Here is a 24,018-nt window from a genome sequence, read left to right as displayed (position 1 = left end):
GCCTTATTTTTTATCGAAATGGCCGTACAGATAGAGGGTTCTGTCTGTAACCGTGAAGCCATGCTCTACAGCAATAGACTCCAGAAGAGCATTCAGCTCAGGGTTGTTGAACTCAACAACCTTACCCGTTTTCACACAGACCATATGGTCGTGGTCATCTTCGCGCGCAAGCTCGAATACCGAGTGGCCACCTTCAAAGTGGTGCCGACAGACCAGGCCTGCCGCCTCAAACTGAGTCAGGACGCGGTAAACAGTTGCCAAGCCAACATCTTCACCTGTTTCCATCAGGAGCTTGTAAATATCTTCAGCGCTGAAATGCTCGCCCTCTCCTGCCCGCTCCAGCAGCTGGTAGATTTTTACTCTGGGCAAGGTGACTTTCAGCCCTGCTTTACGAAGTTCTTGATTTTCAAGTGTCATAATCTGTCTCTATTCACTATGCGCTAAGGGATATGCAGTGGTAGACTTTATTATCATTATTTATACGGCAAAGTGGAAGTTATTTACCGATGCGAAAGATTTTGATTGCCATCACAGTGAGCTTTCTTGTTTCAGCATGCTCTTTTCCCGGTGTATACAAGATCGACATTCCACAGGGAAACATTGTTACGCAGGAGATGGTGGATCAACTCCGCCCCGGCATGACTCAAAGCCAGGTGCGCTATGTACTGGGCACCCCGCTGGTCACAGACACCTTCAACGATGATCGATGGGACTACATCTACAGCATGAAGCCCGGCGGCGGTACTGTGACTCGCGAGCGTGTCACTATCTATTTCACCGATGGCGAGCTATCCCGCATCAGCGGCGACTACAAACCATCATCTGCCAACAATCAGTAAATGACTGATTAACCTGATGCGCGCCATTCAACGCGCGCGTCAGCTCTGAGCCTTTTCCGCTTTTGCTTTTTCGGCCGCCTTGCGTGCCCTGATCTCTTTAGGGTCAGCCAACAGCGGACGATAAATTTCCACTCGATCACCTGGGTGCAACTGCACCGACTTCGGATCTTTCACTGATTTGCCGAACACCCCCATGGGATTACTGTCCGGATCAATGTCAGGAAAATGCTCTACAATCCGCGACTGAATCACCGCTTCATAAACCGTACAGACCTCATCGACCTGCAAGGATACTATTTTCTGCTCATCTGGCAGCGCGTAAGCCACCTCAACTGTCATCATCTTATTCAAGCCTTTCAGCCATACACCTTATCGGCGCGTTCAACAAATACTTCCACCATACTGGTCGCAACCGAATTGAACAGCTTGTTCATTGCCATACTCGTCAAGCTGCCTTTGAACTCAAATTTGAGTGTAAACTCAACCTTGCAGGCCTCCTCACTCAGCGGCGTCAGCACCCAGGTACCACTGAAGGAGGAAAATGGCCCCTCCACCAGTGCTATCTCCATCCGCTTCGGCCTTTGTAACTGGTTGCGGGTCGTAAAACTGTATTTCAGACCCGCTTTCGCCAGATACAACGTCGCTTCAATCTCGGAATCCGTTTCCCGAATCACTTCGGTACGTACACATCCGGGCAAAAATTCCGGGTAATGTCTGACATCATTGATCAGATCAAACATCTGCTCTGCAGTATGCAACACCAGGGCACTGCGATTTACTTCAGTCATGTAATCATCAACCAGACTATTTACGAATAGAGCGCATTATACAGATTCATGACAAAAATGAGGCCTACTGCGGCCGGTGCGATAAATCTCAGCAACCACAACCAAAGCGCTGCCAGCGTGGCACTGGACAACGCAAGCTCCGACAGCAGCATCTCCTTATCCAGCACCCACCCGGCCAACAGAGCCACAGCAATCCCCCCCATAGGCAGGAAGAGAATAGTGGTGGTATCTATCAAATCAAAAATACTGACACCCAGAAGCCTCAGATCGGACAATTGCCCCAGCGAAAAGAGTGCAGCCACACCCAGCCCCCAGGCAAGCACCCCCAACAACAACACCGCTCTGGCGCGTGACCACTTGAAACGCTCCGTCACCCATGCCGTCGCTGGCTCCAGCAATGAGATCGCAGAGGTCAGTGCAGCCACAGCTGCCAACAGGAAGAACAGAAAACCGAACACCTGCCCTCCAGGTAACTGTACAAAGGCAACGGGCAAAGTGACAAACAGCAATCCGGGACCCGCTCGCAGCTCCATTTGTGCAGCCATCACCACCGTCACAACCACCAGCCCTATCAGCAAGGCAACCAGCGTGTCGAATACCCCGACGGCTATCACAGTGGGAGTAATAGCATCACTTTTACCCATGTAAGCCGAATAAGCCATGATTACGCCCACACCCAGCGCAAGCGTGAAGAATGAGTGGCCCAGAGCAATCAAAACAGAATCCCAGCTGATATCCTGAGGATGAACGTTGAACAGGTATTCGGTAGCAGATACAAACTCACCCGTCGTGAGTGCAAAACCCAGCAGCATGAACAACATCAGAAATAACACTGGCATCAGGAAGCGCATGGCCCGATCCAGCCCGCGCTCAATCCCCTGTCCCAACACCCAGATCACCAGCAGCACAAAGAGGCTGTGCCACAGAAGCAGCATGCCAGAATCAGCCAGTAACGCATTGAAAAAGCTTGAGGTCTGCTCCACACCAAGACCATTGAGCTGACCGGTGATCATCGCAACCAGATAATGTAACACCCAACCGGCCACGACCGAGTAATAAGAGAAGATCAGAAAGCCGCTGAGAATGGCCAGAATGCCAACAAAGCGCCAACGCTTGCTGGCACCGGCTGACACGGCAGCATCCTCTATGGCATTCACGGGATTCTGCCGGGCATGTCGCCCAATCACCACTTCTGCCATCATGATCGGCACTGCAACGAGCAGCATACACAGCAGGTAGATCAGGATAAATGCACCACCGCCGTGCTGCCCTGTCATAACCGGAAACATCCAGATATTGCCAAGCCCGACGGATGAGCCCATCGCAGCCAATATAAATATCCAGCGATTGGACCAGGAACCCTGAATGGAGAGCATTTGCCGCATAGTTATTCCATCTGATAGCCCGGACAATGACCTGAGGTAATATCGATCGCCTGGAACACAAGCCTGACACAAACCGTCTTTACACAAACCGCCTTTACACAAACCATAGTTAATAGCCTATTCAAGGCACTATTATCAAGCACTTTACCCCACAAATGAAATCCAGCTTTCAATGCTGTCTGCGCATGGATATAATCCGCGCCATGTCAAAGAAGAAACCCAAGTCCTCCAGCTCTACCATTTGCCAGAACAAAAAGGCATACCATGAATACAGCATCGAACAGAAGTTCGAGGCTGGTCTGGTGCTGACTGGATGGGAAGTCAAAAGTCTACGCGACGGCCGTGCTCAGCTGGTCGACTCCTATGTTGTGCTCAAGAACAATGAAGCCTGGCTGGTCGGCGCTCACTTTTCGCCACTGCTATCGGCCAGTACCCATGTTGTGGCTGATCCAAGACGTGAGCGCAAGTTGCTGCTGAACCGTCGTGAAATTGAGCGTTTGATCGGTGCCACTCAGGCCAAAGGCTATACCTGTGTAGCACTCGCGCTCTACTGGAAGCTGGGTCGAGTGAAGTGCGAAATCGCGCTGGTAAAAGGCAAGAAGCAGCATGACAAGCGTGCCGCCGAGAAAGAGCGCGACTGGGGACGTGAGAAGCAGCGGGTGCTGGCAGCACACTGATCAGGCGTCACCCTATTTCCTGTTGTCTCAGAAGGGCCAGATAAACCACTCTGGATGCGCCTGCCATAACAGGCGTATCGACATGGCCAGCGACACCACCACCAGTAATGGCCGAATAATCTTCACCCCTTTGCTGATCACCAGTTTCGATCCCAGCCTTGCCCCCAGTATCTGTCCAACAGCCATCGTCAAACCCACCACCCAGAGCACCTGCCCTCCCAGAGCGAAAAACAACAAGGAAGCCAGATTAGACGTCAGATTCAATAGCTTGGTATGTGCGGTTGCTCTCGCTATGCCATAACCGGCCAGCGCAACAAAAGCCACCGCAAAGAAAGATCCAGTGCCTGGCCCGAAAAATCCGTCATAGAAGCCGACACTGGTGCCGATCAGAAACGCAAAGGTGTTTTCCTTCATCCGGCGATGGCTGTCCTCATCGCTCACCCGCGGCGAAAACAGAAAATAACAGGCGAAAGCTGCCAGCAGAAATGGCAGGATCCGACTGAGCTGACTGGCATCGATCTGCTGCACCACCAGCGTACCGAACGCACTGCCAACAAAGGTACAGAGTATCGCCAGACGCATCTCTTTCAGGTTGATCAACCCGCGTCGATAAAAATAAAGCGTGGCTGAAAACGCCCCGAAGCTGCTCTGCAGCTTATTGGTCGCCAGCGCCATAGTTGGCGGCATACCGGTTGCCAGCAGCGCCGGAATGGATATCAAACCGCCACCACCAGCGATGGAGTCCACAAAACCGGCCACCAGACCGACCAGCGCAAGAAGTAGCAGAGTTGAGAGTTCCAGTTCCATGATCAGCCGCAGCGGCTCCATCCAGAAGAATTCGAGGGCGACAGTATAGCAGTTTCGGTGTGACCTTCTCTAAATACATACTCACACTTCCAGGCAGCTTGCTGTAACTTCCCCTTCCAGCTGCCTGACTTCTCAGCTATACTATGGACACTTCATTGGGGGTGACATGGCTTCGACGCTGGTTACAAACCCTTTGGTGCATGCCGAGAACGTGATGATTCTCGTTAATCCCTCGTCACACAGTTATAGTTGCTAACGACGATAACTACGCTCTAGCAGCCTAAGGGCCGCTAGCGCCGCACTCTAAGGTGTCTGTAACTTTGAGGTTCGCGGTGTCATTTGAGACAGAATCGCCCGGATGCTTCGCCTTAAGCTGAACGGTTAAAAATAAAAAGGCTCGCCCTAAACACCCTGACTCTCGGGTCGTGCTGGGTTAATTGAATAGAGAAGTCTAAGCATGTAGATCTAGAGGCAGAGGGCTGGCGGACGCGGGTTCGAAACCCGCCACCTCCACCAAATTGCTTTAAATGATTGATTCAAAATCATTTTCTTATCAAGAGAACATCCCCAACCCGATTGGTGACACTCACAGGTGACACTGGGGGTTCTCAATGAATTCAACCCTACCCTACACATACCGATCTTCTACCGGCAATTTCTTTGCACGCTTTGTCTTGCCTGCTGATCTGCGCAAATCATTGGATATATCCCAGCGTAAGATTCATTTTCTTTGAAGACCAAAATTAGACACACGGCAAAGAAGAACCCCTGATGCATGCTGGAGTGCTGGTATAAAGCTAGCAATCTAGCTACCCACCTTATCCTCTGCAGGCTCCTTGAGCAGGATAAAATGCTCAATTAATCGGATCATAAGCATTTTCTGATCAGGTAAGCTTTCTGCCACCAATAAGGCCAGAGCCACCAGTGTATTGTCGTTAATCAGTTGATCTACCGGCTTGGCCAACAGATGTTGATTCAGGCGCAAATACCACAAAAACAGAAATGAGCCACTGCGCTTATTACCATCGGCCAGCGGATGATTTTTTATGACGAAGTAAAGCAAATGTGCGGCACGACTGGCAATGTTAGGGTAGAACAACTCCTCCCCAAAACCTTGCTCGATGGTCGCCAAAGCTGAAGTCAATCCATCCCCGCGTAACTGGCCAAAAAGCTCGGTCGCTTCGCCCTTATTTATCAAGGTTTGCTTTAGCTCACCTATAGCCGTCAGCGCACCCTCTAATTCCAGTGCCTGCATACCCAACTGTTGCACGCCAATTTCAGCCAACTGTTGTTCATCGTAGCCTTGCAGCAAACTCCAGGAGCGGGCGTAATCGCTGATAACCCGTGCGACGGCTTCGCCTTCGTCAGAGACCAGGCCCTGGTTGGTGAGAGTACGGCTGAGCAGGTTTACCGCTTGTTCAAACTCGATGCCATGTTCGATCAGGCGGCGCTGATTCAGAGTGTAGCCTTGCACTAAATGATCTTTGAGAGTGCGGGTGGCCCATTTGCGGAACTGTACACCACGCTGAGATTTAACGCGGTAGCCAACGGAGATGATCACATCCAAGTTGTAGTAATCAACCTGGTAAGTTTTTCCATCCTCCGCAGTACGTGCAAATTTTGCACATACTGCATCACGCTCCAACTCGCCCTCATTAAAGACATTTCGGATATGCTTGGTAATGACCGAGCGCTCACGCCCGAAGAGCTCGCACATATGCGCTTGGCTTAGCCAAACGGTCTCTTCGTCTAAAACAACTTGCAACTCAGCTTGCCCGTCCGCACTGGTAAAAATCTGGACCTGTTGAATACTCATTGTTCAATTCCCTCCTTGGATATTTGGTTATGCACGATACGCCAAGTACAGGTACAATCATTTTGATCCGTCCATGACTTTTTCATATAAAAATTCTGTGTCAATGCATGGAAAGTAACTGTACCTTATCAGTGGTAGAATGCCACCAAATCCCTGAACGCCTGCAACCGTTCCAGAACACTGCAGGCACTAGGTTCAAGCCTACAATGCTTTCCCCAGACTCAGTAATCGCCAGATGACATCCGATCACACCCACAAAACATCAGCTGTTTCCCTGCCGATATTCGAGCAGTTGATTCATCCTGATCTCAACACAGATTCCAAACGTATTTTTTATCGCCATGCCGCCCGCGCAATCGTGATGCGTGGTGAACAGATCCTGATGCTGTTCACCGAGCGCTACAACGACTACAGTTTTCCTGGCGGTGGTCTGGATGATGGCGAAGACTGGTGCGAGGGACTAAAGCGCGAGCTTGAAGAGGAAACCGGTGCACACAGCATTCGCGTACTAAGTGAGTATGCCCGCGTGGACGAAACCCGCCCCCACTACAAGCCTGACTTTGATCAGATGCATATGATCTCGCACTACTTTGTCTGCGAAATAGCTGATGATCTGCGCGAAGCACGCATGGAAGATTACGAGGTCGCGAATGGGATGCGGCCGGTGTGGATCAATATTCATGATGCTCTGGCCCACAATGAAAGCGTCATGGCCCGTAATGAAAAAAAGATGGGGCTGTCTATCCAGCGCGAAACATTGATTCTCAGGCATCTGGTGAAGCAATTATTGGCTGATTGATATTGATCCTTAAACCGCAGATCCCGTTATACCTGGAACCCACGCTGCATCTGTTTCCAGACCTGAGTGTCAATCAATGTCAGACTCTGATCCTCAGGTTGGAAGATCAACACGCACGCACCCTTGGCCAGTAGCTTACGCACCTGACTGACTTTGGTGTCGGTCGGAACTTCCTGCTCACCATAATCGGTTCCATCCCGCGTGACGTATTCTGCCAGAATATTGGTCAGAGTTTCCGGTTCTATTGATTCCCAGGGGATTTCTATGACTTGATCCATTGGAGCGATCTCTGGTGAAGGTTGGCTGCATACTATAAGCTGAACTGTCATGAGTGTGAAAACTCTTACATGGTAAATCCGCCTCACTCCACTATAGTGTAAACCACAGTATTAAAGCTAAAGCCACAATCGCTCACTCAGGACAGAGGTTAACAGCATGAAAAAAAGATGGCTGACTGCAACACTGCTTGCATCGTTGACGGGATCATCGGCTTTTGCCGACAAGATCAACCATGTCGCGATGGCTCAGTTCGATTACATTCAGGCCCGCCAGGGTTCGCTTGATACGGATACCCGGCAGCTATTGCTGACAACCTACCTTGAAGAGGTGTCACACACGATACACCCACATACTCAGGCATCATTTCTGGAGCGTGCTGCCAGTATCACTCTGGCCTACATTGATCTGGACACGGAGTTGCCGTTTTTCGGTGACACCAGCGGCAGCGCCTCCGGTATTGATATCGAGTATGTCGCTTTGACGCATATGGTTTTAGGGGTTGGGTATAACCGCTCCAGACTCAAGAATCTGAGTCGACAGAATACGCATACGCTGTCTCTGGGACGCTATCTGGATGATACTTCTCGTCTGCTACTGACCTATGCAAACGCCCGCAATAAGCCTGTATGGGGCGAACGCAGCAACACCTATACCTACGGCATAGAGTACAAAAATGTCACAAAGCATCTCAATGCGCGCGCACTGACGCTGGATATGAAGGCGAATCATATTGATGCTTCAGACGGCAACAGCAACCTCCTCTCCCTTCAGGCTGAATACCACTTCAATCCTGCCACCAGCGTGACTGGCGGCTTGCAGCTGGTTACCGGACATGAACGCAGCCAGGAACTGAGCCTGAGCCTGTTGCAGTTTCTGACGCCGGGTTTTGCACTAGGTGCGGGCTTCACACATCACGACCCATCAGGGCAGCGCCACAGCAACAGCCTGGCACTGAGAGCCAGGCTGTTGTTCTGAACCTACTTGTTCTGAACCCACACGCTCTTATCCCATTCAGAGGCTCTTCAGGTACTCCAGCAGGGCCTCTTTTTCCTCGTCACTGAGATCAGCACCAAACACATGGCCCACATTCGTGTTACCGGCTATTGTGGTATCAAAGTGCATGGTCCGTGGGCCTTCCTGAGAGACAAAACCGACATTTACCGGGTCCAGCTCACGGGAGCCGACGTGGAAGCTCTCAGGGCGCTGATCAGGCGGCAGCAGCATATCCCACAGGGTCGGCACCGACCCATTGTGCAGGAAGGGACCGGTTGCCCAGACGCCGTTCAGAGGACGCGCGCGATAGACAGCATGCTCCAGCACCTCAAGGCAGCCTCGATCCGGGCCATTGCGATTCAAGCCATCATCCACCAGCAATTGAAACAGTGCCGATTTATCCTCGCTCCGATCCTCCAGCGCCTTGACGATCTCCTCCTGAGAAGCACCTTGCGCAGCCATGCGTTCAATCAGAGCCTGATCGCTCTCTTCGGTTTGATGACTGCCATGCGGTTTGAGTGAAAACGCATCCTTCATGGAGCTTAATGCGCCTTTGAAGGAGCTCAAAAGCTCTCCTCCAATAGTTTTGGCGATAGGGGCACCCGTATGGTTGAGGTCATGCATCATGGTACCGACGGTTACATGCGCCAGGATCTGATCGGCATGAGTGCGTTCACACAACGGCTGACCTTCAAGAAAGTCGGTTTTACGTCCCTGCAATGGACCCGTCGCGATCTCCCGCCCGCCAAAATCAAGTGTGGCCACCGGGTCGGTCCCGACATCACTCAAGGCAACCTTTGTCACATGTATACTGGCCAGAGCACCACGATTGACAGGGTCGATCACCTGATGACAGGTAACACAGTTGGCTGCATAGACCTCCTTCCCGAGACTGACCTTATCCTCATCCAGCGCGGGCAAAATGCCTTTTTCCGCCATTTCACGCCAACTCGGGGAGGTCAGGGTTTCCATGGTCTTTTCCAGCTCGATCAAGTGATCCATATTGACGGAGGAGGCATAACCGGGAGGAATAGTGGAAGGAATGATAGACACCTCACCGAACACCCCCAGCACCTGGCCGACATTACGCCCCATCGCCCCAGCACCGGCGTTCGGCACTACCGCATTATATTGCACATAATCCAGATAGGGAGCATCCCAGACAAACGGATAGCTTACCGGTGCATCCGATGGTCGTGCATTATCAGGACGATCCAGCATCTGTGCAGTGACCTGATTCAGTATGACATTCAGCGCATCCACCCGTCCCGGACCGGGTTCTAAATGGGTGGCATTACGGATCGCCCAGTCCTGCCGGACTTCAAGCACTCCTCGCAGCCTGGCATGCAACTCTTGTCGCCTTGAGTCAGACGCATCCGGCCCCAGCACAGCTGAGACAAAACGCGCAAATTTTTCTTCGTCATCAAAGGTTTGCTGTAATGCTTTCTCCAGTTCCGTCATGAAAGCCCAGAAATTGAAGTGTGATGCCCCTCCATCAATCAGAACCATACGCCCCTGATGACTGACTTCCGAGACATGACAAGCACCACAGTTCATCCCCAGCTTCGGCTCAATACCATGAATACCGAAATCCCGAGTCAGACCTATCGGCAAGGCATCAGGGTTGCGATCCGTCTTTTTGCCAGACGTGATCATACCAAAGTGACGCAGGTACAAATCATCTCTGAAAAGGTCAGTTGAATCGGGCTGTTCAAGTACCATGAACCAGCTATAGGGCATGATCGGTGAGCCTTGAGGTGCATGGTAAAATCTGTCGCGGGAGGCCTCATCCCAACCCTGATCGAGCATGATCAGACCATCACCATAGTGACTCTCACTATGTTGACTGGCCATTCCGGCTGAAGCAAACAACATTGTGCCCAGGCACAGAGAGGTCCATTGAAAACTGTTTCTGCGTATCATGACTGCAACTCCTTTCTGCCGATCAAATGATCGCTACAGTGTTTTGAGATATTCAATGATTGCCAGCGCACCCGACGGGTCATCTGACCAATCCAACTTATAGGTTGTGCCATCAAGTATTACGTCGGCATCATGTCCCTTATTACTGAGGGCATGAAACTGGCGGATATCGAAAAGATAGCCCTCTCCATCTACATCTACATCGCCATCCCAGACAAACCCAAGATGCTGCTGATCGTAGTCCAACCGGCTTTTAACAAACTGGTCGGGCCGGGTTTGCGGCATCAGCAGGTGATATACAGTCGGTACTGAACCATTATGCAGATAAGGCGCCAATGCCCAGACACCTCGCAGTGAAGTAGCATTGTAGCCACGCTGGTCATCAAGTGGCCGCATGATCACATGGTCCATATCCTTCAGCGACACCCCTTTGAACTCTGCACAGGGCTTGACCTCCTGACCGTACATCACAATGCTGGTATCAGGTGAACAGATGCCTTTGTACTCTTCTCTGGCACCCTCCATCAGCCAGGTGTTGATCACTTCACTGCGGGCAGGGCTTGTGCCTAATTCGTTGTAAACTCTGCCATTATTGGGTTGATGACACTCGGCGCAATGCCGTGCGAACAGTGTTTGGCCCTGGCCTGCCAAGGTTTCATCCACATCAAAGGGATAGGGTGTGGCCGGTAGCTGATCCAGCAGATCAGCACTGAATGCCGCCACTCTGAGATCAGTGTTCTGCAAACCCATGGTCATGGACGCTGCCAGATTACGAAAGATTGGAATCGGAATGTTTCCGTTATACTGACCACCACCGTTGATCAGTTGCTGCTGTGTGGAATCCCACTCCGCCGTGCGCGTACTCTGCTCCCAGACGGCCATGAAGTCCGTCAGCCCCGGTGAGTCGGGAAGGAATTTGTGCGACACGAGCCGACCCGTAGCAGTTGCCTCCAGTAATTCATAACCATGTGATGAGCTCACCCCAGTCGCATCGGCCATGCCTGGGAAGCCACCCAGCATCTGCGCCTGAAAGCCATCATAGGTTTTATCCAGATAGTCACTGAATGCCGCAACAAAGCCTTCAGTGTAGTTAACGAAGTCCGCCACATATTGATCCGCATTCTGACGGAACAGCGCTATCTGTGCGGCTTCATACTCCGCATCAAAATGGCGCTCATAGTCGTTGCCGTTATAGCTGGGGTTGTACCTATAGTCACGATAGAAGAAGGTTTCAGATTCAGATTCTGCCCTGTCCAGCGCACTGAGAAAAGCCTCGGTGACCCGCTGCTGCCGTGCACTCGGGTCCGTTTCATCACCATAGATCGCAGCCAGGGTCTGATGCAGCAGGACAAAGTAGTGGTTGATGTTGAACTCGGCATTGATGCCGCCATCAATGTATTGAAGGGAGTTGTCTGCCACTCTCACACGCCCGATATGACACGCCGCACAGGTAAAGGAGGTGTAGTCGATAGAACCTTTCGGGTCCTGGCGACTCAGGCCACTGAAACCAACACCACTGGGCAGAAAGCGCTGTTCGGCACGAGTATCATGGAACAGCCCGACTACCGAGAGAAACTCATCCCCCTCACCCCAGAGTTCAGGCGCAATCACAGGTAACAGGCGAAGCATGATCAGAGGGGTACCGTCACTTTCGCTGAAGGGAAAACGTGTAAACCAGTCGAAAGCTTCCTGTTTCTGAGCTATGTATGTCTGTTTGGCCTCATGCCGTCGGGTTCGCTCGACAGCCCAGTCATCAGGCACCGGTTGAACCTGAGCACTCCCTGCGGGTGCGTCCAGCGGCACACCGGTAGTATCACGCCCAGCGATTGAAAACTCGTAAACGTTGTAAGCAACAACCACTGCGACCAATGCCACCAGCGTCGCTATAATCTTAAATCCTTTTTTCATGGGCACTCTCCGGGTAGTACGTGACTACTGAATCAGTTGATACCATTCATATCGTGTCGCAAGTCACTGATCGCTTCGTACACGACTTTGCGCATGCGACTGATGGTACCCAACGGTTTGTGCTCGGGCAGCGCGTGCCAGGGATTATAGGTTTCATTTTCACAGGCCAGATTTTTTTCGGCGGTATCGAACTCCTGCTGGTGCAGGGTTATGCGTGCTACAGGATAAAAAGGGGCTTCTGACTCTGACCACTCGGTAATGACATCTTCAACTGCCAACTCAGAACCCGTTCTGGGCTGAATCATGAAATCCATACAGACAGGGCCGGCTGACAAGGTGTTAACCATCGCTTCACGAAGATAATTCTTACCCGGATTGTCGGGAATGACTGTACTGCCAGGCTGGCAGGGCCGAGCCGAGTATTTCACTGCCTGACGCCCGTCACCAAGCCCCAACTGATAGGGCACCACAGACCAGTAACGCGTTTCAACCGGGTTGGCTATTTTCTGCGACAGCATGCGATAAGCGTTATAGGAGCCCTTGAAACCAAGGATAAACGGGATACGCGTCATCTTCAGCAGACTGCCTTCATCCACAATTTCGAAGAATTGGGTATAACCCGAAGCTGAATTGATGAAGAAAAACGGGCTGCTGATCATGATGAAGTCCTGAACATCCTCATGACCGGGCCTGGAGAAAAGCTTCTCACCTGGCACTCCAAACAACTTGACCGCCATCCCTCGCGTATCACCGGTGCTATCATCGCCTGTTGCGTTGGGTGAGCCATTGGAGAAGCGAATCAAGGCGTCATACTGGGCACCAAGCTGGAAAACCCCATGTGCCAGATTGGCGGGGATTGACTGGTTGACCTCAAAGCTGGCAGCAACACAACCATGCGCCTTGGGATGAGCATCCCGCCGGGCTCCGCCACGCACATATTGGCTGCGTATCTGATCCTCTAATGTTTTGATCAGACCTTTTGCAGACGCTATCTCATCCGGCTGTATCATCTCCCCCAGAAAGGGATCTGCTACAGGGTAATTGGCAGCAAAATCATCGGTCGATTGACCTGCCGCTTGATGACTGATCATCAGTACTGATGACACCAGCACGCTCAGGCAAGCCTGCATTTTACGCTTCCGTGTTAGCATATGAGTTCCCTGGCAGCGCCCGACTGGAACGCGTGCCTTATCAGATTATTGATTCTTATTATTAAACACCTGATTTCCACTATCCCTGAATCAAGCTAAGTCCATAGCTCTGGATAATGCAAACACCGATACCACTTTCTGCGGTGCTTTTCATCACTACATGACGCCTCCGCGCTTACTGTCAAAACGCTGCACACCATCCCAGTCAACACCAGGAGACTGTGACAAAAACTGCTGGCAGCGTTGCTGATACAACGTATAGACTTTACCGGGCCAGCGTTCAGACAGGCGAAGAAAAAGCGCTTCCGCCTCGGTAAACGATTGCCGACGATAGAGCTCCAGTGCCTGCCGGTGCATGACCAGCAGCTCCTCATCATGGGTCCCAGAGAGCGGTTCATAAAGCGTTACAGGCTGTTGTCGTCCCTTGACCTGCACCCGGTCTATCTCGCGGCAGATGACATCCGGTGCTGACTCACGCGTGGAATCGCTGATCAGTATTGGAACGCCATAGTAGCGAGTCAGTGATTCGAGACGCGATGCAAGATTGACGTTATCACCAATCACGCTGTAATTCAGTCGGCTGCTGGAGCCCATATTGCCTGCCACTACCAGGCCACTGTTGATCCCGATACCGACCTGTAACATCTCTTCATCACTTTGCATCGTCTGTACCATGGCAAGTGCTGCCCTGACAGCTCGACTGGCGGCATCCGGCTGTTCAATCGGTGCACCGAAAAGTGCCATGATCGCATCACCTATGTACTTATCCACAACTCCTGATTCAGCCTCTATGATATCTGTCAGGCGTGTCAGGGTCAGATTCAATTGCTCCAGTACTTCACGAGGTGCTCGCCCTTCAGAAAAGCTGGTGAAGCCATGACAATCCACAAACAGTACAGAAACCTCACGATCCTCACCTCCGAGCGTGACATCACGACTCAGCAGCTCTTCAGCAATTTCGGGGGATACCACCTTACCCAGCAGATCCCGCACTTTATCGCGCTCTGCCAGTCCCTTTGCCATCTGGTTGAATGCAGAAGTCAGTTGCCCAAGCTCATCCACACGGTCCGGTTCAATATGCTGCTGATAGTCGCCAGCTGCAATCCGTTCGGTACTGAGCGCCAGTTTTCTCAGGGGGCCAGCCACGCCTTGCGCCAGCATGGCTGTACCAACCGCCGTCGCCAACACGCCAGCGACGAACAGCAATCCCAGCAGATTCTGCAAATGCCGATAGGGGGCCAGCATCTCATCCATATCACGCTGCATCAGGGCAAAGAGAGGAATTTCATTCTCAGCATTCAGCATCAGGGCAAGGCTGAGGTACTGATACTCTCGTAATGGAATCCGCTGCGGTTCTGTTGTGGATAGCGCTTGTCGTTCCAGACTTTCCTGCAGGGCCAGTTGCTTATCCTGTGTCAGGGTGCTGGCATGGATCGTTGGTGGTTGCTGGTCCATACGCACCAGAGAGATATCAGCCCGAACGAAGGACTGGAGCTGTGCAACGAAATGATCATCCAGTTCAAACCCGATCAGAATCCAGGCCTCATGCAAGGGAGACAGCAAAGGCAGGATAATCACCTGCAATACCCGCCCCTCAACAAACAGAATACCCGACGCCTCCCCCTCATCACTGTCATAGGCGTTGTCTATCAGCTCAGGATGGTCAAAGCGTTCACCACTGCTGGCGGTCAACAAAGTGTCCGCCACAACAAGATCGTCCAGATCCACCAATGCCATCCAGTCAGCGCCGATTCTATTACGATGGTTATCAAGCATAGAGAGAATGGTCGGAGCATCACGCGTTGACCAGGCACTCTTGAATGCAAAATCGCCCGCCAGCAGACGCCCTGATTGCAGCAATCGCGCATCCCGGTCGATCAGTTGCTGCGCCAGGGCGCCACCGGCTATCGCCAGAGATTCGGCAACACGGGCATAGGCATCCCGCTCATTGAGCTCTCGCGTCACCACAAAACCAATCAGCTGTATGACCGTGAAGAGCCCCAGAAAAAACAGCAGCAGTTGGCTCTGAAATCGCCGAAAGCGAAGTCTGATCATGTGTTAATCATCAAGGGTAGCGTGTACTGCGCCTGAGCTGACGGCGACCACCACTGGTCGATTGATCAGCCAGTGACAGGGTGATGTTGTTGAGCTGATCGGCACTGACCTGTTCTTCAATACCGGCATTATCCGCCCCCAGGCTTGGGTGCCACACTCGTACAAGATAGTGCGATGCTTCAGGCACTGTAAGAGTCGCGACTCCAGTCTGATCCGTCAGAGCATGCCAGGGACTGTCAGTGACATAAAGATACCCCAGCATCCAGTCATGGATATTACACGCGAGGATCACGATGCCGGGCTGTTCAAAAAGCACCGGATCTGATGGCGTCCCTTTGTATAATGGCAACTCAAAACGTTTGGCATCAGAAAACGAGTAGACGTGATGACGAATGTCATCGAAGTTCGGGAAACTCACCTCGGTTCCGGCCTGAACCAACTGCACGTGAGGGACAAACTGCCGGTCGACCTGATCAACCTGTGCGGTCATTCCTGTAGAGGCTGCGGCCAGGGCGTGTCCTTCAGGCTCAATGATCACCACGACGTTATCCATTGCTTCCTGCTGATCATTGACGATCTGAACACGGGCTTCGGCAGCCAGAGCGCCTTCGGTCAACATCAATGCAGCAACAAGAAACAGACTGCTCAATTTGTAAGGTTTAAAACGCTCTGATTTAGAACACATAATGAAACCCCAGATGCAGATTGCTACTTCGATAGGTACGATATGGATAGGAATCAGGCAGATCCGTGCGCGCATTAAGGTGTTGATAGCCCACACTCAGCATCGTCTGCTCAGACACACTGTACATCAGCCCCAACTGGGAATCATAGACTTTTGCACCGGCACGGTAGGTTCCCATACCGAACACCGGGTCCATCAGCCACGCATAACCCATCGGCTGACTCTGGGTTGAGCTGGATACGATATCGCCATCCCTATAGCTCAGGCTGACCAGGCCACTGAGCTGATCAGTAAACCAGTAAGTCAGCTCACCACCGAACTGCCAGCCGGACAGGTCGTAAACCTTGCGCCCCTGCAACGCCTCGCTCATGGCCGAGTGCCGATCACCCTTGCCTTTCTGCCCATCGGCGGCCAACCAGACTCGCCCATCCAGATTAGCGGTCAGTGCTTTGCCCAGCGTCAGACCCAGCCACCAGCCATGACTGTCGCGCTGGCTGTCGTTGACATCGCGGAAGTTATACAAGGCAGTCACTTGCCACCAGGGAACATCAGGGCCGAGCCCCATGCGCTGGTTGTAATGCGCGCCCAAGACCAACTCTCGTTGATTGAGCCCAGTATAGTGATCATATGCACGCGCACTGAGATCACCAGTGAAATAAAGCAGGCCCGGTGTCTGAATGGCGGGCTGCCAGGTAACTCCGGCATCCAGTTGGACACTGGTGTCATTACGACGATCCTCTGTGTAACCGGCCTTGTTGAGGTTCTGGTGTCGGGTAAGTGTCGTATCAGCTGAGAAGTCGAGCGCACTGACCGGGCTGACCAGAGAGACTGACAGAGTCAGAGCGGAAAGAAGACAGCGGGTGGAAGCATCCGAATAGGACATGCGATGACCCCTTGTATTCGTTAAATGTAATACTGAGTGTGGGCTTAAGTTTGGTTCAGGATATCGTGACAGGCAAGCCCTGAAACTCTAAAACCCTACTATAATTACGCAAATAGAACATAACGGAATTTAATTTATAACTAAACAGAATAAATATTCAGTATATATTTGCTGTTTTAACTTGACCTATACGAGAATTCAAACAGAATGAGGTGTATGTAGCTCAGGATAATCATATGAAGAATAGTCCCCTGTTGCGCCGATTGACCACCCTTACCGCGATATTACTGGCGTCGTGTATTCAGCCCGTACTGGCTCAAAGTGACGATCCTCTATTCACCATCACCGGCTATCAGATCACAGGATCCACGCTGATCGATCCACAAATACTGGAGTCTCTGGCAAACAGTCATACTGGTCATGATCGCAGCTTCACCGATATAGAGAACGCGCGCGCAGCTGTTCAGGCAGCTTTTGCGGAGAGAGGATATGGCGCAGTACAGGTGGTCATTCCCGAACAAGAGATCACCGGTGCCGATGTCGCGCTGAGAGTCGTTGAGGCCCGACTCGCCAGCGTGGATATCCGTGGCCCGGTGTTTCATGATGAAGCCAATATCCGTAACAGCCTGCCACAACTGATCGAGGGCGCAAGTCCCAATACAGTTGCTCTTTCACGCAGCCTGGCACTCGCGAATGAAAACCCCAGCAAGCGCACAGCAGTCTCGCTGGCAACCGGCGATCGAACCGGCGAGATCATTGCACGTGTTGCCGTTGAAGATCAGAAAACCAGTCGCTTCACGCTCGGCGTAGATAATACCGGTGGCTCAGCCCATGACAGCACGCGCATATCCGCGACCTATCGGAATAACAATCTGCTCAACCGCGATCATCAACTGGCCGCGCAATATATCACGTCACCCGAAAACCCGTCCGATGTCAGAGTGCTGGGGCTGGCCTACAGAATCCCTCTGTACGCGCTTGGCGATAGTATTCAGTTCACAGCGATTCACTCCACCGCCAACTCAGGCACAGTCTCCGGCATAGACCTGACCGGGCGAGGATCAATACTGAGTGGCCGCTATATCCATAATCTGAGACCGCAGGGTGCTTATAACCATCATCTGGGTTTCGGCTTGGATATGCGCCGCTACAACAGCGGTCTGACATTGCAAAACAGTGGCGCCAGCTTGAATACCCGCCTTAATGTCCATCCCATTTCTCTGGCATATAGCGGTGCCTGGCGTACCCAAGCCCATCAGGCAGGTGGGCATATGACACTTGTGCATAATATCGCAGGTGGTTCGCATGGCAGGTCTGCCGATTTCAATGCCAACCGTGCCGGTGCAGAACCCGATTACACCTTGATACGCTATGGGGCTTGGTATAACCGTGTATTCTCCAATAACTGGTCTGCCAGTGTGACATTCAATGGACAGTATACTGATGACCTGTTGGTGCCTGTCGAATATTTTGGCATCGGTGGCCTCGACTCCGTACGTGGTTTCCATGAGCGTGAAAGCGCTGGTGATATAGGCAACCGCATCAGTTTCGAGATCAAAACACCAGATCTGGCACCCCGCCTTGGCTTGGAGCAGTCCAGCATGCGCCTTGCCTGGTTTGTGGATACTGCCCATATGGAGCGCAAGCAGGTTTTTTCCGGTGAGCAGAAACATGTGTCGCTTGCCAGCACCGGGCTGGGACTCCACTACTCATTTGCCTCCAGTGGCCACATGCGACTGGATCTGGCGAATGTGCTCAAGGGAGACGGCATCCGCAGTGATAACAGCCAACGACTTCACTTCAGTCTTAACTGGAGCTTCTGATGAAGACCTCAGCCCAGTCTTTCGCCATCACCCCACTTTGGGCAATCCTGCTTATGTTCGGGCTGCTCATCGTAATGACCAGCCCTACTGTTGCAGCTGAACCAGTCGCTCAGATAACTAACGCCACCGGAACGGTCCACATTCGTCACCCGAATGGAAATCTGCGCCTTGCGTCTGTCGGTAGTGAGCTTGAACAGGGTGAAATACTCAGCGCCGAAAAAGATAGCTCAGTGCGCATACGCTTTACCGATGGCACAGAGCTGGTCCTGAAACCAGGTTCGCGTATCCGTATTGATGAGTACCACTTCCAGGCCGAGGCTCCCGAGAACGACAATCTGGCCTTCAGCCTGGTGCGCGGTGGTTTACGCGCAGTTACTGGCAGCATAGGCTCCAGGGGGAATCAGGATGCATTTCGCGCCCGCAGTGCAGTTGGCAGTATCGGTATCCGAGGCACTCAGTTCGGTATGGTGTTCTGTGAACCGGAAGAGTGTGACGACATGCTATCGAACCTTCCTCCGGTGCTCAGCGAACAAATGATCAAAGGAGGGCTATTCTTTGAGGTCACGCTGGGCAGCATCGCTTTCATCAACGATGCGGGTGAGTTCATCCTGATTGCGCCTGAATGGGGTTATGCCGAGAGTATGGATAAGCCGCCCATCATTGTTCGTGACGACGATGATGATGAGGGCTTCCCGCTGAGGTTGTTCTTGCCACTGATAGCCAGTGATGAATCGGTCGGCGGCTTTTCTGCAGGTCTGGGGGTCGATATGTTTGCCCAATGTCTGGTCCAGTAACACAAAATCGGAATATTAAAATGAACCGACACTATTTCCGCCTCATTTTCAGCCGCTGCCTGAACATGCTTGTGCCGGTCGCTGAACTTCTGACCAGCCGGGCACATAGGCAGACATCAGCCAAGCCCGTCAGCCAGGCCCAGACCTCAGACGAAATTTCACAAGGCTCTACTCTTTTGACACACAGCGCCCCGCTCTGCCTGCTTGCACTTGGCATACTGATCAGCGCCAGCGCCAGCGCCAACCCACTAAATCCCAATGTGGTTCACGGAAACGCCAGCTTTCAGCAGCAGGGCGACCTGCTCAACATCACCAACACAGCTGGAGCCATCATCGAGTGGCAGCAGTTCTCCATTGCCCCACATGAAACCACCCGCTTTATCCAGCCTGATGCCGACAGCAACGTGCTCAATCGCATCACCGGTCAGTCACCCTCTGAGATCCTTGGCCAACTGCAATCCAATGGGCACGTCTGGCTGATCAACCCTAACGGGGTACTGTTCGGGGCCGATTCGCAGGTGGATGTCGCGGGACTGCTCGCTTCCACTCTGGATATCAGCAACCATGATTTTATCAATGGAATCGGCCATTTCGAGGGAGCAGAAGGGGTTGGCAATATCCGGCATGATGGGCTGATTCAGACCCCAACCGGCGGACAGGTGATCCTGATCGCGCCCAAAGTCGAGAATCATGGTGTGATCATCAGCCCTGAAGGACAAATCCTGCTCGCCGCCGGACATAAAGTGGAGCTGGCGGATCTAAGTAATCCTGCTCTGCGGGTGGAGATCACGGCAGAGGGTGAAGCCCTTAATATCGGCCAGTTAATCGCCGAAAGTGGTCAGATCGGCATCCATGCCGGACTCGTGCGCCAGTCTGGTGAAGTGAATGCCAGCAGTGCCGTGATGGAGGGTGGGCGGATCTTTCTCCGAGGTCAGCAGGAAACCCATGTCAGTGGCGATGCCATCATAACGGCTACCGGCACACAAGGTGGACAGGTCGATATTCTAGGCAACCATGTTGCCGTCTATGATCAGGCGACGGTGAATGTTTCCGGTACGACTGATGCCGGTCAGATACGTGTGGGTGGCGATTATCTTGGTAAGAATCCCGAAGTGATGAATGCCGAGGTCACGTTTATCGGTGAACAGGCACAACTGCTCGCCAATGCTGGCGAAACGGGTGATGGCGGCCGGATCATTGTCTGGTCGGATGATACCACGCGTGTACACGGAACTATCCAGGCACGTGGTGGTGAACTCGGTGGTGACGGTGGTTTTATAGAAACCTCCGGCAAGGAGCACCTGAGTGTTACCCGCCCTGCCGATGCCAGCGCAGCAGCGGGCAAGGCCGGTCTCTGGTTGCTCGACCCCAACAATCTTGAGATCAGCAATACCACAGGCACCAATGTCACAGCCGGACCGGACTTCACGACGACTGATGATTTTGCCTCACTCTCAACCTTTGACATCGAGGCAGCACTCAATAACGGTACTAATGTCACCATAACCACCGGTACCGGCGGCAGCAATACGCAGGCTGGCAATATCTCAATTAGTGACAGTATTACCAAAACTGCTGGTGGCGATGCTTCCCTGACACTGACCGCGCATAACAATATCGATGCCTTCGCAGACATCACCTCCACTGCGGGGGCCCTGGATATCAATCTGATCGCAGGTGGCATGATTGACTTTGATGATGCCATATTCACGTCCAATGGTGGCAACATCAGCCTGACTGCGCAAGGCACTGATATTTTACTGCAGGGAACCTCTGAGATGGTTTCTGCTGGCGGTGCCATTGAACTGACAGCCAACCGAGATATCCTGGCAAACCTTCTGTCATCCGCAGGCGGTAATATTGATCTTAATGCCAAGCGAAATATTACTCTGGAAGATACTGTATCGGCCGGTACCGGTAATCTGATTATCCACACTGAAGGTGAAAATAACCTCGGCGATATCAATATCACGGGGGATATTTCCGGCGCCACCATCCTTGTCCACAACGAGTCCAATAATGACAATGATTTCGGCGAAGTCAATATAAACGGCAGCCTCACGGCCAGTACTGCTGTCGCACTTATATCCGAACATACAATTATTGCGACTGATGTCAGCAGCCCCCTGCTGGCTGCCAAGGCCGCCGGGCGTATTGAGATCACACGTGTTGCCGGCGATATGACAGTCGGTGTTGTTGACCTGCCTGGCGGAGGTTCGCTAGCGGGCATCGAAGCAGGGGGCACTGCTCTGCTTCGAGCCAATACCGGCGATATCATCCTGACTGGCGTCATACCCCTGTCAGCCACAGGCAGCTTCACCCTGATGCCGTCTGCTACCGGCAGGGTATTAATACAAGATGGTGCCGTGGTGACGGTAACCATCATAGACGATGCTGGTGCTGATGCACTTACAATCGGTGACCCCACTTCGCAACAGCAGCTACAGGTGGACGGGTCGCTGATCATGGCCGATGGTGTTCTGCGCACAGAGGGACTGGTACTGGTCAACGGTGCGATTACGATAGAGCAGAATGGCTATTTTGAGCCACAAAGAGGTATTGAGTTACGAGATGGCAGCGTACTGACCCTTCGGAATACGCTGCCAGCGGGCAGTTTTGAACTCGATATGAATTCACCTCAAACACTGACTCTGCTGACCGGTAGCCGTCTGGTTCTGGAGGCAGATGCCGCCATGCGATATGACGGTATCAACTGGCAAGGTGGCAATATTGAGGGGGCCGGCACTGCAACACTGCGGACAGCAGGTGCTGGTTTTGACTTTACCGGCACAGGTGACCGTGTACTGGATGCGCCGAACATCGTTTTCAATACAGGCCCGGTTTCCCTTCAGGGTACTCTGACGCTGCGCGATGGTGAACTGAATACCGGCAGCGCGACCGACTCTCTGACCATTGAAAATGGTGCCACATTAACACTTGATGGCGGCACTTTTGATTTCGGTCCACTGACCATTGACCAAGGTGGCACAGTCACTCTGCTCTCAGGCCGCTTCTTTCAGATCGCCCCGGCGCCAACCGGCCCGACCATCAATGGCATATTCAACATGACCCCTGATGGCAACCTGGTTCTCAGTTTTTTCCAGACAGCCACCATCGGTGCCACCGGTGAATTTAATATTGACGGTAGTGATGCTGTTGCCAACCTAGATACAGGTAACCACGTTGATATTGATGCTGGTGGCATCATGACTATCAGCAACACTGTCCTGGATCTGGGTGGCGCGGATCTGGATATTTCGGGCACTGTCCGGCTACTGCAAGGTGTTGAACTGATCGATACCGAAGGGGGCTCCAATATTTCCATTAACGCAGTCGGGGTGTTCGAAACCAGCGCAGGTGGATCCGGCAATACCGTCAGAGTGATCTCAGCGGATATCCCCGTTAACAATATTGATGGCACCGTCCGCGCCGGAGATGGCACGCTTCAGATCAATAATGGCAGTGGTTCTGGCAGCTTTTCGGCAGAGAATGGGAGCACCTTGCAATTTGCAACACCCTACACACTCACAAATGATTCCGCCTTCCTGGCCACCACTGGCAGTACGATTCTCGTGGATGGCCAGCTGAACCTGGATACAGTGTTATTGACAATGGATGGTGACGGCAATCTGGTGCTGAATGCCAATATCAACAGTACAGATCTGATCAACCCCGCCACGCTCAGGCTCCAGGGTAACGGTACACTTCTGGGTAGCAACACGATCATCGCCGATGTTGAACACAACAGTGGCAAGATTAATCCGGGAGCATCGCCCGGTACATTGACCATCAATGGCAACTACACCATGGGTACTGGCGGAATTCTGGAAATAGAGGTATATGGAATCAACCCCGGGCAATATGATGAGTTGGTCGTCAATGGCACGGCTGATGTCACACAAGGAACGCTGCTGATCACCAACGATACCAGCTTTACACCCTCCGGCACCTTTACACTGACACCCGTGACGGCCACAACACTGGTTGGTCCCTTCAGCAATGCACCCGCCAACAATACTCTGGCGGGATATCAGGTCACTTACCCCGGTAACAGTATGCTACTCAGTTTTACGACACCACCTGTTACCCCACCGACAGCCCCACCCGTCACACCCACTGAGCCTCCGGTAACGCCACCACAGCCGATTCCGGAAGAGCCTGTACCTACACCCGAAGAGCCTGCAGCACCTCAGGAGCCGATCGTGACGCCTGAGCAGCAGGCCAGATTGATTGAAGTGATTCTGAATACACTGGTTCGCAACAACATCCCTCTGCAGCAAATATCGGGGATAGAAATAGAGGTTCGCCTTCCACAGACTCCAGAAGGGCTGGAGCCATGGAACAGCCAGTTTGAAGAGACAGACCGCCCGAATGTTTGCCGTCTGATGTGTTATTGAGGACGATCATGACCTT

General features: G+C 52.4%; 20 protein-coding genes and 1 other RNA gene. 8 read left to right on the top strand and 13 right to left on the bottom strand.

The window, feature by feature from the left end:
• Nucleotides 1-3: 3 nt before the first annotated feature.
• The gene (fur, locus tag ACK3CJ_RS02095) at nt 4-417 is read right to left on the bottom strand and encodes a ferric iron uptake transcriptional regulator (RefSeq protein WP_409524746.1); all 414 of its coding nucleotides are present in this window, start codon (nt 415-417) and stop codon (nt 4-6) included.
• A gap of 89 nt (nt 418-506) precedes the next feature.
• On the opposite strand from fur, the gene ACK3CJ_RS02090 reads away from it, so the two are divergent.
• Nucleotides 507-839 (top strand): outer membrane protein assembly factor BamE, encoded by a 333-nt coding sequence (locus tag ACK3CJ_RS02090; RefSeq protein WP_409524745.1) that lies wholly within the window; start codon nt 507-509, stop codon nt 837-839.
• A gap of 39 nt (nt 840-878) precedes the next feature.
• Here ACK3CJ_RS02090 and ACK3CJ_RS02085 read toward each other — a convergent pair whose 3' ends face one another.
• The 3 genes from ACK3CJ_RS02085 to ACK3CJ_RS02075 are packed head-to-tail and all read right to left on the bottom strand — an operon-like array spanning nt 879 to nt 3,012.
• On the bottom strand, nt 879-1,181 hold the full coding sequence (locus tag ACK3CJ_RS02085) for an RnfH family protein (protein WP_409524744.1): 303 nt from the start codon (nt 1,179-1,181) through the stop codon (nt 879-881).
• A gap of 14 nt (nt 1,182-1,195) precedes the next feature.
• On the bottom strand, nt 1,196-1,627 hold the full coding sequence (locus tag ACK3CJ_RS02080; protein WP_409524743.1) for a type II toxin-antitoxin system RatA family toxin: 432 nt from the start codon (nt 1,625-1,627) through the stop codon (nt 1,196-1,198).
• Between the two features lie 20 nt (nt 1,628-1,647).
• Nucleotides 1,648-3,012: a sodium-dependent transporter gene (locus ACK3CJ_RS02075; RefSeq protein WP_409524742.1), complete on the bottom strand. Its 1,365-nt coding sequence runs from the start codon at nt 3,010-3,012 to the stop codon at nt 1,648-1,650.
• A gap of 203 nt (nt 3,013-3,215) precedes the next feature.
• Here ACK3CJ_RS02075 and smpB point away from each other — a divergent pair, with 203 nt between their 5' ends.
• Complete coding sequence (smpB, locus tag ACK3CJ_RS02070) at nt 3,216-3,689, top strand: SsrA-binding protein SmpB (RefSeq protein ID WP_409524741.1); 474 nt, start codon at nt 3,216-3,218, stop codon at nt 3,687-3,689.
• 27 nt (nt 3,690-3,716) lie between these two features.
• Here the strand turns inward: smpB and ACK3CJ_RS02065 are convergent, their stop codons facing one another.
• Nucleotides 3,717-4,496 (bottom strand): TSUP family transporter, encoded by a 780-nt coding sequence (locus ACK3CJ_RS02065; RefSeq protein ID WP_409524740.1) that lies wholly within the window; start codon nt 4,494-4,496, stop codon nt 3,717-3,719.
• Nucleotides 4,497-4,653: 157 nt separating this feature from the next.
• Between ACK3CJ_RS02065 and ssrA the strand changes: the two genes are divergently transcribed.
• Nucleotides 4,654-5,012: a transfer-messenger RNA gene (ssrA, locus tag ACK3CJ_RS02060) on the top strand.
• 289 nt (nt 5,013-5,301) lie between these two features.
• Here ssrA and rhuM read toward each other — a convergent pair.
• On the bottom strand, nt 5,302-6,312 hold the full coding sequence (gene rhuM, locus ACK3CJ_RS02055) for a RhuM family protein (protein WP_409524739.1): 1,011 nt from the start codon (nt 6,310-6,312) through the stop codon (nt 5,302-5,304).
• A gap of 235 nt (nt 6,313-6,547) precedes the next feature.
• Here rhuM and ACK3CJ_RS02050 point away from each other — a divergent pair, with 235 nt between their 5' ends.
• Nucleotides 6,548-7,111, top strand: coding sequence for an NUDIX domain-containing protein (locus ACK3CJ_RS02050; RefSeq protein ID WP_409524737.1), 564 nt, complete (start codon nt 6,548-6,550; stop codon nt 7,109-7,111).
• A gap of 26 nt (nt 7,112-7,137) precedes the next feature.
• Here the strand turns inward: ACK3CJ_RS02050 and ACK3CJ_RS02045 are convergent, their stop codons facing one another.
• Nucleotides 7,138-7,389 carry a YheU family protein gene (locus ACK3CJ_RS02045; protein ID WP_409524736.1) on the bottom strand — a complete coding sequence of 84 codons (252 nt, stop codon included), beginning with the start codon at nt 7,387-7,389 and terminating at the stop codon, nt 7,138-7,140.
• A 157-nt stretch (nt 7,390-7,546) separates the two neighbouring features.
• On the opposite strand from ACK3CJ_RS02045, the gene ACK3CJ_RS02040 reads away from it, so the two are divergent.
• Nucleotides 7,547-8,365, top strand: coding sequence for a hypothetical protein (locus ACK3CJ_RS02040; RefSeq protein ID WP_409524735.1), 819 nt, complete (start codon nt 7,547-7,549; stop codon nt 8,363-8,365).
• 36 nt (nt 8,366-8,401) lie between these two features.
• On the opposite strand, the gene ACK3CJ_RS02035 is transcribed toward ACK3CJ_RS02040, so the two are convergent.
• The 6 genes from ACK3CJ_RS02035 to ACK3CJ_RS02010 form a co-directional block, all read right to left on the bottom strand.
• On the bottom strand, nt 8,402-10,306 hold the full coding sequence (locus tag ACK3CJ_RS02035; protein WP_409524734.1) for a di-heme-cytochrome C peroxidase: 1,905 nt from the start codon (nt 10,304-10,306) through the stop codon (nt 8,402-8,404).
• Between the two features lie 33 nt (nt 10,307-10,339).
• Nucleotides 10,340-12,214: a hypothetical protein gene (locus ACK3CJ_RS02030; protein ID WP_409524733.1), complete on the bottom strand. Its 1,875-nt coding sequence runs from the start codon at nt 12,212-12,214 to the stop codon at nt 10,340-10,342.
• 32 nt (nt 12,215-12,246) lie between these two features.
• A complete protein-coding gene (locus ACK3CJ_RS02025) occupies nt 12,247-13,365 on the bottom strand; it encodes a catalase family protein (RefSeq protein ID WP_409524732.1) in 1,119 nt (372 codons plus the stop codon).
• 156 nt (nt 13,366-13,521) lie between these two features.
• On the bottom strand, nt 13,522-15,420 hold the full coding sequence (locus ACK3CJ_RS02020; protein ID WP_409524731.1) for an adenylate/guanylate cyclase domain-containing protein: 1,899 nt from the start codon (nt 15,418-15,420) through the stop codon (nt 13,522-13,524).
• 10 nt (nt 15,421-15,430) lie between these two features.
• Complete coding sequence (locus ACK3CJ_RS02015) at nt 15,431-16,105, bottom strand: methylamine utilization protein (RefSeq protein WP_409524730.1); 675 nt, start codon at nt 16,103-16,105, stop codon at nt 15,431-15,433.
• The gene (locus ACK3CJ_RS02010) at nt 16,095-16,988 is read right to left on the bottom strand and encodes a hypothetical protein (RefSeq protein WP_409524729.1); all 894 of its coding nucleotides are present in this window, start codon (nt 16,986-16,988) and stop codon (nt 16,095-16,097) included. The genes ACK3CJ_RS02015 and ACK3CJ_RS02010 overlap by 11 nt, the downstream gene beginning before the upstream one ends.
• Before the next feature lie 236 nt (nt 16,989-17,224).
• On the opposite strand from ACK3CJ_RS02010, the gene ACK3CJ_RS02005 reads away from it, so the two are divergent.
• Genes ACK3CJ_RS02005 through ACK3CJ_RS01995 form a run of 3 tightly spaced genes read left to right on the top strand, consistent with a single transcriptional unit; the run spans nt 17,225 to nt 24,002 of the window.
• A complete protein-coding gene (locus ACK3CJ_RS02005; protein ID WP_409524728.1) occupies nt 17,225-18,811 on the top strand; it encodes a ShlB/FhaC/HecB family hemolysin secretion/activation protein in 1,587 nt (528 codons plus the stop codon).
• Nucleotides 18,811-19,605, top strand: coding sequence for a FecR family protein (locus tag ACK3CJ_RS02000; RefSeq protein WP_409524727.1), 795 nt, complete (start codon nt 18,811-18,813; stop codon nt 19,603-19,605). The genes ACK3CJ_RS02005 and ACK3CJ_RS02000 overlap by 1 nt, the downstream gene beginning before the upstream one ends.
• A gap of 20 nt (nt 19,606-19,625) precedes the next feature.
• A complete protein-coding gene (locus tag ACK3CJ_RS01995) occupies nt 19,626-24,002 on the top strand; it encodes a filamentous hemagglutinin N-terminal domain-containing protein (RefSeq protein WP_409524726.1) in 4,377 nt (1,458 codons plus the stop codon).
• Nucleotides 24,003-24,018: the final 16 nt, after the last annotated feature.

The sequence above is a fragment of the Nitrincola salilacus genome, assembly GCF_046271865.1.
GTDB lineage: Bacteria > Pseudomonadota > Gammaproteobacteria > Pseudomonadales > Balneatricaceae > Nitrincola > Nitrincola salilacus.
Note: the sequence above shows the minus strand (reverse complement) of the source record. Positions and strands in the feature narration are given on the sequence as shown.